This window comes from Pseudomonas sp. B21-019, from assembly GCF_024749225.1.
In the GTDB taxonomy this organism is placed as follows: domain Bacteria; phylum Pseudomonadota; class Gammaproteobacteria; order Pseudomonadales; family Pseudomonadaceae; genus Aquipseudomonas.
Window position 1 is genome coordinate 6,184,325 of record NZ_CP087193.1, and the last position, 14,449, is coordinate 6,198,773.

The window sequence follows — 14,449 nt, forward strand, 5'->3', positions numbered from 1 at the left end:
GTGTCACTTAGCACACTCAGTCTGATAACGTGCGTCTATCGATTGCAGCCGGTATGCTTGGCCCGCAACTTCATGGACGCTTGCTATGACTCTCACAGAATTACGCTACATCGTTACCCTCGCCCAAGAGCAGCACTTCGGCCACGCGGCCGAGCGTTGCCACGTCAGCCAGCCAACCCTGTCGGTGGGCGTGAAAAAGCTTGAAGACGAACTCGGTGTGCTGATTTTCGAGCGCAGCAAGAGCGCCGTGCGCCTGACCCCGGTTGGCGAAGGCATTGTCGCCCAGGCGCAAAAAGTCCTGGAACAGGCCCAAGGCATCCGCGAACTGGCCCAGGCCGGCAAAAACCAGCTGACTGCACCGCTGAAAGTTGGCGCGATCTACACCGTCGGCCCGTACCTGTTCCCGCACCTGATTCCACAACTGCACCGGGTCGCCCCGCAGATGCCGTTGTACATCGAAGAAAACTTCACCCACGTGCTGCGCGACAAACTGCGCAACGGCGAGCTCGACGCGATCATCATCGCCCTGCCATTCAATGAAGCCGACGTGCTGACCTTGCAGCTCTACGACGAGCCGTTCTACGTCCTGATGCCGGCCCAGCATCCGTGGACACAAAAAGAATCCATCGACGCCGCTCTGCTCAACGACAAGAGCCTGCTGCTGCTCGGTGAAGGCCACTGCTTCCGCGATCAAGTGCTGGAAGCCTGCCCGACCCTGGCCAAAGGCAACGACGGTGCCAAGCACACCACGGTGGAATCCAGCTCGCTGGAAACCATCCGCCACATGGTCGCCTCTGGCCTGGGCATTTCGATCCTGCCGCTGTCGGCGGTGGACAGCCACCACTACGCCCCGGGCGTGATCGAAGTACGTCCATTGAGTGCGCCGGTGCCGTTCCGCACCGTGGCCATCGCCTGGCGCGCGAGCTTCCCGCGGCCCAAGGCGATTGAAATTCTCGCCGACTCCATTCGCCTGTGCTCGGTGGCCAAGCCGCCAGCGCCGGTGGTAGCCGGTTAAGTCGCTGTCATGACCGAGTTGTCGCAAGTGTCGGTGACGGCACTCAAGGGTGTCGGCGAAGCCATGGCCGAGAAACTGGCCAAGGTCGGCCTGGAGAATCTCCAGGACGTGCTGTTCCACCTGCCGTTGCGCTATCAGGACCGCACTCGCGTGGTCCCGATCGGCCATTTGCGACCCGGGCAAGACGCGGTGATCGAAGGCACCGTCAGCGGCGCCGATGTGGTCATGGGCCGGCGCCGTAGCCTGGTTGTCCGTCTGCAGGACGGCACCGGCGGGCTCAGCCTGCGCTTCTATCATTTCAGCAACGCCCAGAAAGAAGGCCTCAAACGCGGCACGCGGATTCGCTGCTACGGCGAAGCCCGGCCCGGAGCCTCGGGGCTGGAAATCTACCACCCGGAATACCGCGCCATCACCGGTGACGAACCGCCGCCGGTGGATGAAACCCTGACCCCGGTCTACCCGCTCACCGAAGGCCTGACCCAGCAGCGTTTGCGCCAGCTGTGCATGCAAACCCTGACCCTGCTCGGCCCCAGCAGCTTGCCCGACTGGCTGCCGACCGAACTGGCCCGGGACTATCAACTGGCGCCGCTGGCCGATGCGATCCGCTACCTGCATCACCCGCCCGCCGATGCCGACGTCGATGAGCTCGCCCTCGGTCATCACTGGGCCCAGCACCGCTTGGCCTTTGAAGAGCTGCTGACCCATCAACTATCCCAGCAACGCCTGCGCGAAAGCATGCGTGCCTTGCGCGCGCCGGCCATGCCCAAAGCCACCAAGCTGCCAGCACAGTATCTGGCCAACCTCGGCTTCACCCCGACCGGCGCCCAACAACGGGTCGGCAACGAAATCGCTTACGACCTCAGCCAGCACGAACCGATGCTGCGGCTGATTCAGGGCGACGTTGGTGCGGGCAAAACCGTGGTCGCCGCCCTGGCTGCGCTGCAAGCGCTGGAAGCGGGTTATCAGGTCGCACTGATGGCGCCCACCGAAATCCTCGCCGAGCAGCACTTCATCACCTTCAAGCGCTGGCTCGAACCGCTGGGCATCGAAGTTGCGTGGCTGGCGGGCAAGCTCAAGGGCAAAAACCGCGTGGCCGCGCTGGAGCAGATCGCGGGCGGCGCACCGATGGTGGTCGGCACCCACGCGCTGTTTCAGGATGAAGTGCAGTTCAAGAACCTGGCGCTGGCGATCATCGACGAACAACACCGCTTCGGCGTGCAGCAGCGCCTGGCATTGCGGCAGAAAGGCGTCGGCGGGCGGATGTGTCCGCACCAGCTGATCATGACCGCCACACCGATTCCCCGGACGCTGGCCATGAGCGCCTACGCCGACCTCGACACCTCGATCCTCGACGAACTGCCCCCCGGCCGCACCCCGGTGAACACGGTGCTGGTCACCGACACCCGGCGCGTCGAAGTGATCGAACGGGTGCGCGGCGCTTGTGCCGAGGGCCGTCAGGCCTATTGGGTGTGCACGCTGATCGAAGAGTCGGAAGAGCTGACCTGCCAGGCCGCCGAAACCACACACGAAGACCTCACCGCCGCCCTCGGCGAGTTGAAGGTCGGCCTGATCCACGGCCGCATGAAGCCCGCCGAAAAAGCTGCCGTCATGGCCGAATTCAAGGCCGGCAACCTGCAACTGCTGGTCGCCACCACCGTGATCGAAGTTGGCGTGGACGTGCCCAACGCCAGCCTGATGATCATCGAAAACCCCGAACGCCTTGGCCTCGCACAATTGCACCAGTTGCGTGGCCGCGTCGGCCGGGGCAGCGCCGTCAGCCATTGCGTGCTGCTCTACCATCCACCGCTGTCGCAGATCGGCCGTCAGCGGCTGGGCATCATGCGCGAAACCAACGACGGTTTTGTCATCGCCGAAAAAGACCTCGAACTGCGCGGCCCCGGCGAAATGCTCGGCACACGCCAGACCGGCCTGCTGCAATTCAAGGTCGCGGACCTGATGCGCGATGCCGATTTACTGCCCGCCGTGCGCGACGCCGCCCAAGCCTTGCTCGAACGCTGGCCGGATCACGTCAGCCCGCTGCTCGACCGCTGGCTACGCCATGGGCAGCAATACGGCCAAGTGTGAGCACTGTCGCAGTTTCTGGACCCTGGCCTTAAACAAGCTGGTTATACTCCTGCAATTGTTTGAAAACGGATACAGACCATGACAGAAGCTGCCCTCGCCCCTGAAACCCCGCACGCTCCGTCTGTTATTCGGCTGCTGCTCGGCAAACTGGGCATCGCCTACCAGGAAGTCCTCGACCATCACGGCCTGAACGCCGCGCGCAAAGTGCAGGCGGTTTTGCTGGACGATGCCGTCGGCGCGCTCATGGTGCTGTTTCCGCAAAGCCAATTGCTGGACCTCAACCGCCTCGCCGAACTCACTGGCCGCCGGTTGACCGCTGTATCCACCGAACGCCTGGTAAAAATGCTCGGCAAACACAGCCTGAGCCTGCTGCCCGGCCTGCCGGCGCTCACCAGCTCACCGTGCCTGTACGAAGAAAGCCTGCTGCGCGAACCGAAGTTGCTGATCAACTCGGGCGAGCCAGGCGTGCTGCTGGAAATCACCAGCGAAGATTTCAAAACCATGCTGACCAAGGCCAGCGCCGGCAACTTCGGCGAAGCCGTGCACAGCATCCGCCCGAACCTCGACCGTCCCGACGATGACCGCGAGGAAATCACCCAGGCCGTGCAAGCGTTCACCGCGCGGCGCATTCAGCAACGCCTGGAAGCGACCATCGAAATTCCGCCACTGGCCGAAACCGCGCAGAAAATCATCAAACTGCGGGTCGACCCCAACGCCACCATCGACGACATCACCGGCGTGGTCGAAACCGACCCAGCCTTGGCCGCCCAAGTCGTCAGCTGGGCGGCGTCGCCGTACTACGCCTCGCCGGGCAAGATTCGTTCAGTGGAAGACGCCATCGTCCGCGTGCTGGGTTTCGACCTGGTGATCAACCTGGCGCTGGGCCTGGCCTTGGGCAAAACCCTGAGCCTGCCCAAAGACCACCCGCAACACACCACGCCGTACTGGCAGCAATCGATCTACACCGCCGCCGTCATCGAAGGCCTGACCCGCGCCATGCCCCGCGCCCAGCGCCCGGAAGCCGGCCTGACCTACCTCGCCGGCCTGCTGCACAACTTCGGCTACCTGCTGCTGGCCCACGTGTTCCCGCCGCACTTCTCGCTGATCTGCCGCCACCTGGAGGTCAACCCGCACCTGTGCCATAGCTACGTCGAGCAACACCTGCTGGGCATCAGCCGCGAACAGATCGGCTCATGGCTGATGCGCTACTGGGACATGCCCGAAGAACTGGCCACCGCCCTGCGCTTCCAGCACGACCCAAGCTACGACGGCGACTACGCCGAGTACCCGAACCTCGTATGTTTGGCCGTGCGTTTGCTACGTAGTCGCGGGATTGGCTCGGGGCCGGATGAAGACATTCCGGATGCCTTGCTGGAGCGTGTGGGGCTGACTCGCGACAAGGCCAACGACGTGGTCAGCAAAGTGCTTGAGGCTGAAGTGCTGCTGCGTGAACTGGCTTCGCAATTTAGCCAGGCCTGAATGCAGCCATAAAAAATGCCCCACACTTGATCGAGTGTGGGGCATTTTTTTGTGGCGAGGGAGCTTGCTCCCGCTCGACTGCGCAGCAGTCGCAAACCCAGCCACCAAGGTGAGCCTGATTGATCGTTCCCACGCTCCGCGTCACCGCCTCACGCCAAACTCAAGCCTTGGGCTTGGCCTTCTTCGGCTTCAAATACTTGGTCAACCCCTGAAACCAGATCACCAGCGCCGGGTTGCCCTTGATCTGAATCGACTTGTCCTGAATCCCCTGCATAAACGCCAATTGCTTGTTCTTCGCCTGCATCGTGGCAAAGCCATACGCCGCGTCTTTAAAGGCAATCGCAAACGCCGGCTCCGCATACACCCCAGCCTTGCTGGTAATGCGCTGATCCTTCACCACGAAATGCCGCGCCACCTTCCCGTCCAGGGTCTGTAGCTGAAACACCAACGCCTTGTCACCCAACTGCTGCTGAAACGCAGGATTAGTCCGACTGGCCTTACCCATCAACAAACCCAGCATCCACAGAAGAAAACGAAATTTCATGCGCACAGCCTCAAAAGAAAAATGAACGGCCGGCGCAGTGTAGCCGCTCCAAGCCAGAACTCCACCATCGGGTTTCGTTAGAAGAAGATGAACCGTTTTTCCCGCATGATGACCGCCAAGTCACGCTTTGCACTTCATTCTGAGGGATCCGACCTACACCTAAAGAAACACATTCCTGTAGGAGCTGCCGAAGGCTGCGATCTTTTGATCTTGATGCCCTCAAACCACTCGGACATTTCCTTCAAAACGCCGGGCTGCCCATGAACTAGGCACCCTTGGCCTTCACCGATAACCTCTGTTCGTCACCGCAAAATCGGTGACTCGGACGTGCAAGTCCGATTCAGGTGCACAATCGTTGGTGGCAATTCATCGAGCGTTTTCCTATGCTCGCGGATCGTTATGGCGGCTGTGCGTCGGAGACCTTCGGGTCTGCCGGGCACCTGGACCGGTCTTGCACACCAACGCACAGCTGCCACCTCTTTCGAAGTGCAAAGCGAAACGGTGTCAGCCTCTTAACTCCAGGAAGTTAACATCTATGATCAAGCCAACACCGAATCCCCCCGAAAACCCAGCCACATCCCCCTACGAATCCTTAGATTCCAGAAAACTCCACGAAGCCGCCGAACGCGCCCTCGACCACCATTTCGCCCCACCACCCAAAGAAAAACCCAAGCGCAAAGGCAAACTCTTCACCGTCTCCCCCGACATCGACACCGAAGCCCTCCTGGCCAATGCCTCAGAAGACCTGCTGTCCATCAGCGCCATCGCCGCCAGCCTGGCCGACGATGTTGATGGAGAACGGCGCTCCTTAGCCTTGGCGCTAAGCAGATTGGCAGATGGGGTTCGGTTGTTGGTGGAGCGAGCGCTGGATCACATTGATTCGCCGAATCCGGCGGAGCATCGGGCGAAGGCGTAGCGAAATCGCGGAAAGAGAAAGGGGACATTGAGTCCCCTTTCTCGATGGTCTCGACTCACCACTGACAGCCTGTCTCTGGTGACGCCTCCATGCTGATATCCTGATCGAACGAATATTTCTTACCGGATTTGTAATTCGTGTAGTACATCGAGTTTACCCGAGCCCCCTGAGTCGCCCTTTCATACTCCCCCGTCACCACACCGTCAGAAACCTCCACCCAAGTCGTCGTGAACTGATAAGGCCCGTCCTCCGTCATGACTTCTTCCACAGTGTTTCGATAGACGAGAGGAATGGCCTTCTTCGACTTGCTATACCTAACCCCCGCGCCGCTCCATTGGGTGACCGAGTCGTAATAGGTTTTGAATTCGAAATTGATGTTTTTACCTTCCAGCGAACGGAAACACGAGACCTGTGTTGTGATCTCACTGCGGGCCGTCAGCGGCAATACCAACAACAGCATTAAAAATAACTTCTTCACAGATCCCTCTGATCTCATTTTTTTGAAAACGATGACGTGCTCTCAGTAGAGCTTACCGCATGCCTAAAGTGAAAAATCCGAGACCTCTGCAAGCCGCCAACATTGCCCACGAACAAACTGATACTCGAAGACATAATCGGTATCCGGCTTCTGCAGGATCGCCGTGGCGTTGTTACCCCGCTCTTCCTTGACGGTCAACGTAAGACCGTCGGCCTCTCGCTTCACGCGATCCGGGATGATTGGAAACTTGATCTGATCACCACTGACGCTGCGTTTTTCCATCTCAGGCTCGGGATCTCCCGCTACGGTCGTGACCATTTTCAGCGGCTGTCGGACGAACGCTTTTTGCACGTCTGCTCGCTCGGAAAAGGCTGCGAGGAACGCTGAGAACTCGTTCGAGGGACAAGCAACATTGGCCGGGTGCATCTGCTCGATGGTTTGCAGGTTTTTGGCTAACGCTGGTTGTGACGAAAAACCGATGATTGATACAACCACGCATACACAACTAAAAAACCTGGCCATTTCCATTTACTTCCCTGTTGATCCACGAGCTGACCATTCTTCAAAGACTTGCACCGCCGACTTAAGGCCGCTCATAGTCGATCCTTTTAACCGCAGGACTCTCCTGCTGAGGCTGCCTCTTCGTGACGCCATAAGCCTTGATCAGACCTTCCCGACAACAAAGGGGACAGATTTATTTATCGAAAGTTAAATCTACCCCACAAATAAATCGCCCCCCTTTTTGGTCATAACTTACTTCGTTCGTTAACACGCTCAGGAATTTTTTTCTGCTTACCTGATGACACCATCAGATCGACATACTTCTTATAGTTGGCAGATGCCTTCTGCTTATCCCCTTTCGACCAGTACGCATCGGCTATATTAAGATAGGCAACTGTACGATCAGGACTATTCGATATCACCTTCTCGAGCAACCAAATAGCATCCTCATTAAAGCCCGCTTGCTGCCAATAGTATGCGATATCATTGTACGATTGTTGATTATTCACTGAGTACGCATACGCAGCAATGTACTTCTCCACAAACACTCGTTTAGGGAAGTCCTGGAAGCGAACTTTGTCCTTATAAAGTCTCGCAGTAGCGCTCTTAAACTCAATTAGAGTTTCAGCCTTTATAGAGCTGGTGATTTTTTTAACCAGTTCCTCCTTGTCCTTGCATTCCGACGTCGAACAAAGCTCTGATGAAGCCGACTCATCAACCTCATAACAATAAGGATGCTGGGCATCATTCTCGCTTGGAATTTTTTGCAAGCTAACTAGCTTATCTGAATCTGTATGCAGAGTCGTGCAATAAGGAACCAAACCAAACACATCCGGCACACCATTCTTATTTTTTCTTAAGTCGATAGTACTCACTATCTTACTGGTTTCAACCTTTCTCACAGACTCCTTATTGGCGCCAGAAACAAGCCAGAACGTATTCTCCTGTGAAGTGCAATTGCACTCACAACTTAAAATATATTCCCCAGTTCGCATATCCCACTTAGTTTTCGCCGTCTCGCCTGCCCCACAATAATTTTCGGCAACCAAAACTGTGCACACATTACTATCAGAATCACAAACCAAATCTTGGGCACCAGCTAAAGAGGAAGCCGCAAAAACCAGCGCCCCTAGGAAATAAGAAATATTAAATCTCACACACGTCTCCTTCGACTATTAAACCGTAATTTGAATTACTTCTAGTTTTAGTTATACCATTCATCGTCGCAGTGTATGCCTGCCCTTGAATTATTCCCATTCGGCGACTAAAGGCGTCGGACCGCCAGGCAGTTAAGGCTTTTTCTGCACGCTTCTTACATACAAATACAAGAAGCTCTTTCTGAGTTGTAATTTGGGCAGCTGGGAATTCCGCCTGAATTAATTCCTTAGCGCTATTTAGATTATTTTGCTGCACACACAAATCAAACAAAGCACAATACGTCCTCAACTGAACTTTCACCATTAAATGCGGGGCAAGCTCTCGCATTAATGCAAGGCACGATTTAATATTGTCATTGTAATGAGCCGCAAACTTCAACTGTATTTTTCGGAATTCTTCCACTTCACCAACCTTCCTAAAGGCGGACTTCCAGTTAGGATTACTAGCAGCTACACCTGTAGCCCAATTCATCTGAGAAGGGATGCTCGCAGCATTTATCGCATTCAGCAAAGCCTGAAAGTTCATATTGGTGTCAAAACAGCTATCAAATTTGACCTGATTCTCCGACCTCATCGCCAGCAACAATGGCCCAAGTGTACCTTGCCCGAAATTCCACTGAATTATGCCAAAAGACACGCCTTGACCATCAAAGTTACCAGCCACGGCCTCGTAATCCAGCGTGTTTGAGGTTGAGCCCTCATAGCCGGAAGAAACAAGAAGGGCAACCTCTTGCGCCTTTTCCAAAGGAATACATACAGATGATAAAAAATTGTCTACGAAGCTAATCGGATGAAAATGCCAAATCACATCCGAACTCATGACTGCCTTGCCGGCAAGTTTTTCCCAAAAAATGTAATTAGTTATTCTTTCTTTTTCATGCTTCAACATTTTTGGAACTGCTTCAAATATTTTGTCCAACTTACTCCATTTCGCGGAATCTGCTTCGAACTTCCACTCGGTTGGATGATGAGCAATCAGTTTCGCCCACTGACCTCTAGTGTCAGCATTCTTCAACGCGTCAGCGAGCTCTTCTGGATCAACGTCACCATCGTGATTTTTATCGATTTTTTTGAAAAGATCCTTGAAGAACTGTGGCATGTCTTCGGGATCGAGAAAGCCATCCGCCGTGGCGTTGGACTCCTCAACTATCTGAAAGCCCAACTTCGTCCAATCATGCTGAGTGATAATTTCAGCGCCAGCCTTTTTGATCAGTCCAGAAACAGTTTGATCACCCTCAACAACGCTGATGTCATACCAATCTTCGTTGCCCTCCTTGATGATAGGAGCCTTGTTGAAGTCAATCGCATGCTCATTCTTGATTGGATCGCTGGTGCCAGTAGCAGGTAACTTCTTCTTTAATTTGGTTCCAATCGGCAAATACAGGTACTGCTTGCCAAGCTTTAAGCCCGCGAGGTTGTCGAGGAAGTTCTTGATGTCAGCCTCGGCGGTGAATATCTCCACATGAACCTGGAATTTACTGTCTGTCTGACCTTGCTCATTGACAAGGTTTTCAGTTTTACCCAAGTACCCAATTGGGTCGCCAGCCTTGATGCCGATGCTTGTTGATACAACATCAAAATCTGTAGGAGTTACAGTTTCCCACTGCACATACTGACTTTCCGGATCGCTTTCGATAATCGCCCAGAAATTTGACGGTACGCTCCCAGCGCCTTGCCATATGCTAGCTTCCACCGGTGTACATGGGGCCATTCGCCGCAGTTTGTTGTCGAGAACCAAGCTCACAACATCCTTACTATCGAACGCAATGATGCTGTTGACCGTGATCTCTCGATTTTCCTCTATACGCGCACCTGCTGGTTGCCCGCTTGAAGGATTCGCTGGTGCGGCATACATCGCCAAGCGTTGGCACGTCCTAGCTTTTACTTTCCCTTGCCAATAATTTGGCCTGGCACGTTCTGGTACATCGTCCGCGAGCCAAATACGTTTGGGTTGGGAGTTTTGGTAAGGTGCACCATTCTTCAAATAGGCGAACCAAACCTCTCTCCCTGCTTCACGAACTTTGTGTGACCCGTTCTTTACACTGCCGGAAAGGATTTTTCCTTTAGCATAGGTGACGTTACCGACGCTTCTCTGCTCCAGCACCTCAAGCTTGGTGCCCATAGCCAGTTTTCCGGGTGACTGAACGCTGCTTGTTTCGGGAAACTCGTCGTATGCCTTGAAGTCATTTACCTTCATGGTCACTTTGGGTTTCGGTGTTTCTTCCTCAGATAGCGGATAGCGCTTATAAGGCAGCAAATGCATATACAGACTGTAGAAGTTCAGCTTGTTTTGCTTGCCTTTGTTCGGCCCTTCTTCCGGGTTGGGTGCTGATTTGTACTCGTGACGCACTAGACAGAAGGAGTTGGAATACCTCAGCTTTTTCTCGTTGTCGCCGAAGGTCGACTCCAGATAATCCTCGTTAAGGCGATACGCAACGACTTCGCCATCGGCCATACAGCGAACCGGCTCATTCAGCACGCACTGTGGAGCGCTCCTGTCGGAGATGTGGATGCCACCGTGCCAAAATTTGTTGCTGCCCAGCAGGTAATGGCCCGACGCTTCACTTTCGATCGCCTTATAGACTTCTTCAGCGTCAGTGAACTGCTTACCATCTGCTTTTCTGAATGGATATTGAAAGTTCATCAGGGGAGCTGGGCTGGCTGGTGCCGGAGCGGGCGCCGGAGCTGGTGCAGGTGCGGGTGCGGGTGCGGGTGCAGGTGCTGCTCCTGTTCTGAACTCTTCTTTAGCTCGCAGAAATTTAGTAACTACTGGCCAGTAAAAGCTGGGAGGTTTTGGGCCAAATATCGCTTTGGCCGGGCCGGTGCTGTTTTGAGCCCCAAATATATGTCCGACCTTGGTAGCCGGATTGAAGTCTTCAACGATGCCCGTATGGAACAAAGGCGAACCGGGTCTGTTTGGGGCCGCATTGATCCAAAGCGCGATGTCACCTCGTCGCACATCTTGCGGTAGGACCGTTGTGTAGTAAGTGGAATTTTCCATGGTGCGTGTTTCTTCATACGGAATCTGGTAACCAGCTCCGGTGAGTAACAAGTTCACCATATGGGAACAATCAATCAGTTTTTTACCCGCAGCGTTTGTTCTAACACCGTCCCCGCCCATCAGATAAACGTAATCACCGCCGGTGTAGTTGTTCTTTAAATCAAGTGGCTCTGTCATTTCTGCATCCTGCAAATTAGTAGCAATGGCTGCCGGCTCGAGCCGCTTCAGTCGCTTGCGTTTTCAATCGATTTAAATTGTTCAGAGCGGTGCCGTTACCTTTGTCGGCAGCCAAGCGATAGCACGCCAGCGCTCTAGACATATCCTTGGTCACCAACTCCCCTGTTTCAAAGGAGTAACCCAAATAATTCATAGCATCAGCCGAGCCCATCGATGCCGCGCGAATAAGCTCCTTTTCAGCTTGTTCGGGGTGCTGGCAAGGGCCTTCAGCCGCAGGGTTATTTCCGTAGCAATAAAACGTTGATAGAGAGGCGGCACCATCGGCGAGAGTGGTCGCCGCTGCCTTGAAAAGCGCCTCAACCTTCTCCGTCTCAAGCTGTGGAGCCATACCTGAGAGACTCAAACTGGCAGCATTCAAGCTGGCTTGAGGATCCCCCGAAGCTGCAGCGCACAGGTAGTTTTCCAGCGAAGCCTCAAAAAATTCGCCTGTCAACCGGTACTGCTCCACTCCCCCCAGTCCTCCGTAAGCTTCCGCACGCTGAAAGCAGAAATTCTCGGCAGCGCTCATGGTCGGAGTACTCGCCACAACTAGGTCTTTCTCACTAATCGACCAGTCCTCGACCCCCTCTAGCACCCAGCACGCTTGACGGGAAAAGTTAAAAATCTTGATGTTGCTGTTACCCGCGCGCTTATCCACAACGTTGAAGTGCCTGTCGTCCACCGCTTCGACTTCAACACCTTCTGTCTTGTCTGTGGCTACGGGTGCCATCAGTGGAAACGCCAACGTGGAGCTGTTGACTCCCGTCGTTTGCGGCTCAAAATTTCTGCTCTCTCCCGCTGGCTTCAATACCAGCGACTTCACCGTCATCGCGGTCAGACGTTGCTGTGTTTCTGCGTTCGCAGAGAACGCTGGCAGAAATTGAGCGAAGTCTTCTGACGGACATTCATCCGCATAAACGCTGCCATGAAACAGGCTCAGCAGCGACGCGGTGAAAACCGCTACAGCGAAGCCATTGCTCTTCTTCAAAACACCATTCATGTCGATCACTCAGAAAACACAAAAAAAGCCTTCGGCTTAACCTTCTCAGGCACCGCATTCCCCAACGCCTGATCCATCAAACTCCCCGCCTTATCCTTATCCGCAGCCCCCGGCAACACCGGTGGCTTAATCCCAATCCCGGTCCCACTCCCCGCCGATCCACCGGCATTAATCTTCACCACCGGCCCAACCACGGAAACCCCACCCGCATCGAGCTTGATGAAGCTCCCTCCCGCCTTTACGGTCAGCTCCATCCCAGCCTCGATAACAATCTTGTCCCCAGCCTTCAGGTGAATCTCCTTCCCGGCACTGGTCAGCTGCGCAGTCCCCAGCTTGACGTGCTGGTTCTGCCCAATCGTCAGGTGATCATCCATCCGCGCCTCAGTCTTGCGATCCGCAATCGTGGTGCGGTGCTCTTCGGCCTTCAGCTCGGTGTAGGTGTTCTTCACCACGGTGTCGTGGCGTTCATTCCCCACCCGAATCTTCTGGTCGTGCTCGATGTTTTCATCCCAATCCCGTTGGGCATGAATAAAGATCTGCTCCGCCCCTTTCTTGTCTTCGATCCGCAGTTCGTTGTACCCGCCGCCCCCCGGTGAGCTGAGGGTTTTGAAGACGGTGCGGGTTCTGTTCGCTGGCAGGTCGTAGGGAACCTGGTTTTCCTTGTGGTACAGGCAACCGGTTACCAGCGGTTGGTCGGGGTCGCCTTCGAGGAAGGTGACGAGGACTTCCATGCCGATGCGCGGGATGGCGATGGCGCCGTAGCGGTCGCCGGCCCAGCTCGAAGAGACGCGCATCCAGCAGCTGGTTTTGTCGTCGGCCAGGCCTTCGCGGTCCCAGTGGAATTGCACTTTGATGCGGCCGTACTGGTCGCAGTGGATTTCTTCGCCTTTGGGGCCGGTGACCATGGCAGTCTGGCTGCCGAGGACGCGGGGTTTTGGGTGTTCCAGGGCCGGGCGGTAGAACACGTTCCACGGGGTGGCGAGGAAGCGGTTGCGGTAGCCCTGGTGGAAGTCGTCTTTGTTGTCGGTGGTGTCGCTGGTCACCGCCTCTTCGAGCACTTGTGGCTGTTTGCCTTCGTGGACGACTTCGGTGAGTAGCCAGAGGTCGTTCCACTCGGTGCGTGGGTGGTCGGAGATTTCGAGGAAGTGGCCGCTGACGAGGGTGGTCTGGTCGCCACGGCCTTCGGCTTGTTGATAGTCGGCGCGGTGGCGTTCAAGGGCACGTTGGCTGAGGAATTTGCCGCGGGCGCGGTCGAGGAAGCGGCCGGGGTAGTCGTAGTCTTCGAGGTCCGGTTCGGTGCTTTCGGCGTCGGGTTTGTACGCGGCTTCGAGTCGCAGGTTGGGCTTTTCGAAGTCGTAGTCGCGGCGGGTGACGCGGCCGGTGCGGGTTTCCAGGCGCAGTTTGAAGCCTTTGATCACTGGCTCGTCGGCGACCATGCCGCTGCCTTGCACGTAGGCGGTGGGCTGGCCGAGTTTGGGGAACACGGTCTGGTCGTCGCCGAACACCAGCAGGTGGGCTTTTTCGCTGTGCTGGAAGTGGTAGTGAATGCCTTCTTCTTCGCACAGGCGCTGGACGAAGTGCAGGTCGGTTTCGTCGTATTGCACGCAGTAGTCGCGGTCCGGGCACGGGGTGCTCAGCTGGAAGCGGTAGGCGTTGCCCTTGATGCCGTGTTCTTCGAGGATCAGCGCGATGATTTTCGGCGCCGACATCTGCTGGTAGATGCGCTGGTTGGTGCGGTGATGCAGGTATTGCAGGTGCGGCACCAGGGAGATTTTGTAGCGGGTCAGGCGCTTGCCGGCATCGCCTTGGGCGACGCGGTAGATCTGGCCGTGGATGCCAGAACCCTTCGGGTCGAATGCGAGGAATGCCTGCTTGTGCAGGAGCTTTTCCAGGTCCAGATCCGGGTTTTCGCTGACCAGTTCCAGGTCGAAGCGATACGGCTGGCTGATGCCTTCGGTGCCGGTGAACGACAACACTTGCAGGTCGCCGGCATAGTCTTCGACGGTGAGGCTGAAGTGCGTTTCGTTAGCTGAGTTGAACATTGCTTGCTCCCTGTT

Annotated in this window: 11 protein-coding genes; 4 read left to right on the forward strand and 7 right to left on the reverse strand. The window is 55.8% G+C overall.

Annotation, left to right across the window (positions count from 1 at the left end; all coding sequences use genetic code 11):
• The first annotated feature begins 85 nt into the window (after window positions 1-85).
• From LOY36_RS27935 to LOY36_RS27945, 3 genes are all read left to right on the forward strand, one after another.
• Window positions 86-1,015: a hydrogen peroxide-inducible genes activator gene (locus LOY36_RS27935; protein ID WP_008007618.1), complete on the forward strand. Its 930-nt coding sequence runs from the start codon at window positions 86-88 to the stop codon at window positions 1,013-1,015.
• Window positions 1,016-1,024: 9 nt separating this feature from the next.
• Entirely contained in the window at window positions 1,025-3,100 is a 2,076-nt protein-coding gene (gene recG, locus LOY36_RS27940; protein ID WP_019650087.1) for an ATP-dependent DNA helicase RecG, read from the forward strand.
• Between the two features lie 78 nt (window positions 3,101-3,178).
• Window positions 3,179-4,579 (forward strand): aminoacyl-tRNA deacylase and HDOD domain-containing protein, encoded by a 1,401-nt coding sequence (locus LOY36_RS27945; RefSeq protein WP_018927474.1) that lies wholly within the window; start codon window positions 3,179-3,181, stop codon window positions 4,577-4,579.
• Window positions 4,580-4,739: 160 nt separating this feature from the next.
• Here the strand turns inward: LOY36_RS27945 and LOY36_RS27950 are convergent, their stop codons facing one another.
• Window positions 4,740-5,123 carry a helicase gene (locus tag LOY36_RS27950; RefSeq protein WP_258671632.1) on the reverse strand — a complete coding sequence of 128 codons (384 nt, stop codon included), beginning with the start codon at window positions 5,121-5,123 and terminating at the stop codon, window positions 4,740-4,742.
• Window positions 5,124-5,658: 535 nt separating this feature from the next.
• On the opposite strand from LOY36_RS27950, the gene LOY36_RS27955 reads away from it, so the two are divergent.
• Window positions 5,659-6,039, forward strand: coding sequence for a DUF6124 family protein (locus LOY36_RS27955; RefSeq protein ID WP_258671634.1), 381 nt, complete (start codon window positions 5,659-5,661; stop codon window positions 6,037-6,039).
• A 55-nt stretch (window positions 6,040-6,094) separates the two neighbouring features.
• On the opposite strand, the gene LOY36_RS27960 is transcribed toward LOY36_RS27955, so the two are convergent.
• From LOY36_RS27960 to LOY36_RS27985, 6 genes are all read right to left on the reverse strand, one after another.
• Window positions 6,095-6,517, reverse strand: coding sequence for a hypothetical protein (locus LOY36_RS27960; protein WP_258671636.1), 423 nt, complete (start codon window positions 6,515-6,517; stop codon window positions 6,095-6,097).
• A gap of 63 nt (window positions 6,518-6,580) precedes the next feature.
• On the reverse strand, window positions 6,581-7,045 hold the full coding sequence (locus LOY36_RS27965; RefSeq protein WP_258671638.1) for a hypothetical protein: 465 nt from the start codon (window positions 7,043-7,045) through the stop codon (window positions 6,581-6,583).
• Window positions 7,046-7,263: 218 nt separating this feature from the next.
• Window positions 7,264-8,175 (reverse strand): tetratricopeptide repeat protein, encoded by a 912-nt coding sequence (locus LOY36_RS27970; RefSeq protein ID WP_258671640.1) that lies wholly within the window; start codon window positions 8,173-8,175, stop codon window positions 7,264-7,266.
• A complete protein-coding gene (locus LOY36_RS27975; protein WP_258671643.1) occupies window positions 8,165-11,353 on the reverse strand; it encodes an EF-hand domain-containing protein in 3,189 nt (1,062 codons plus the stop codon). Before LOY36_RS27975 ends, LOY36_RS27970 begins: the two co-directional genes overlap by 11 nt.
• A 16-nt stretch (window positions 11,354-11,369) precedes the next feature.
• Window positions 11,370-12,392 (reverse strand): tetratricopeptide repeat protein, encoded by a 1,023-nt coding sequence (locus tag LOY36_RS27980; protein WP_258671645.1) that lies wholly within the window; start codon window positions 12,390-12,392, stop codon window positions 11,370-11,372.
• A gap of 5 nt (window positions 12,393-12,397) precedes the next feature.
• On the reverse strand, window positions 12,398-14,434 hold the full coding sequence (locus tag LOY36_RS27985) for a type VI secretion system tip protein VgrG (RefSeq protein ID WP_258671646.1): 2,037 nt from the start codon (window positions 14,432-14,434) through the stop codon (window positions 12,398-12,400).
• Between the last annotated feature and the right edge of the window lie 15 nt (window positions 14,435-14,449).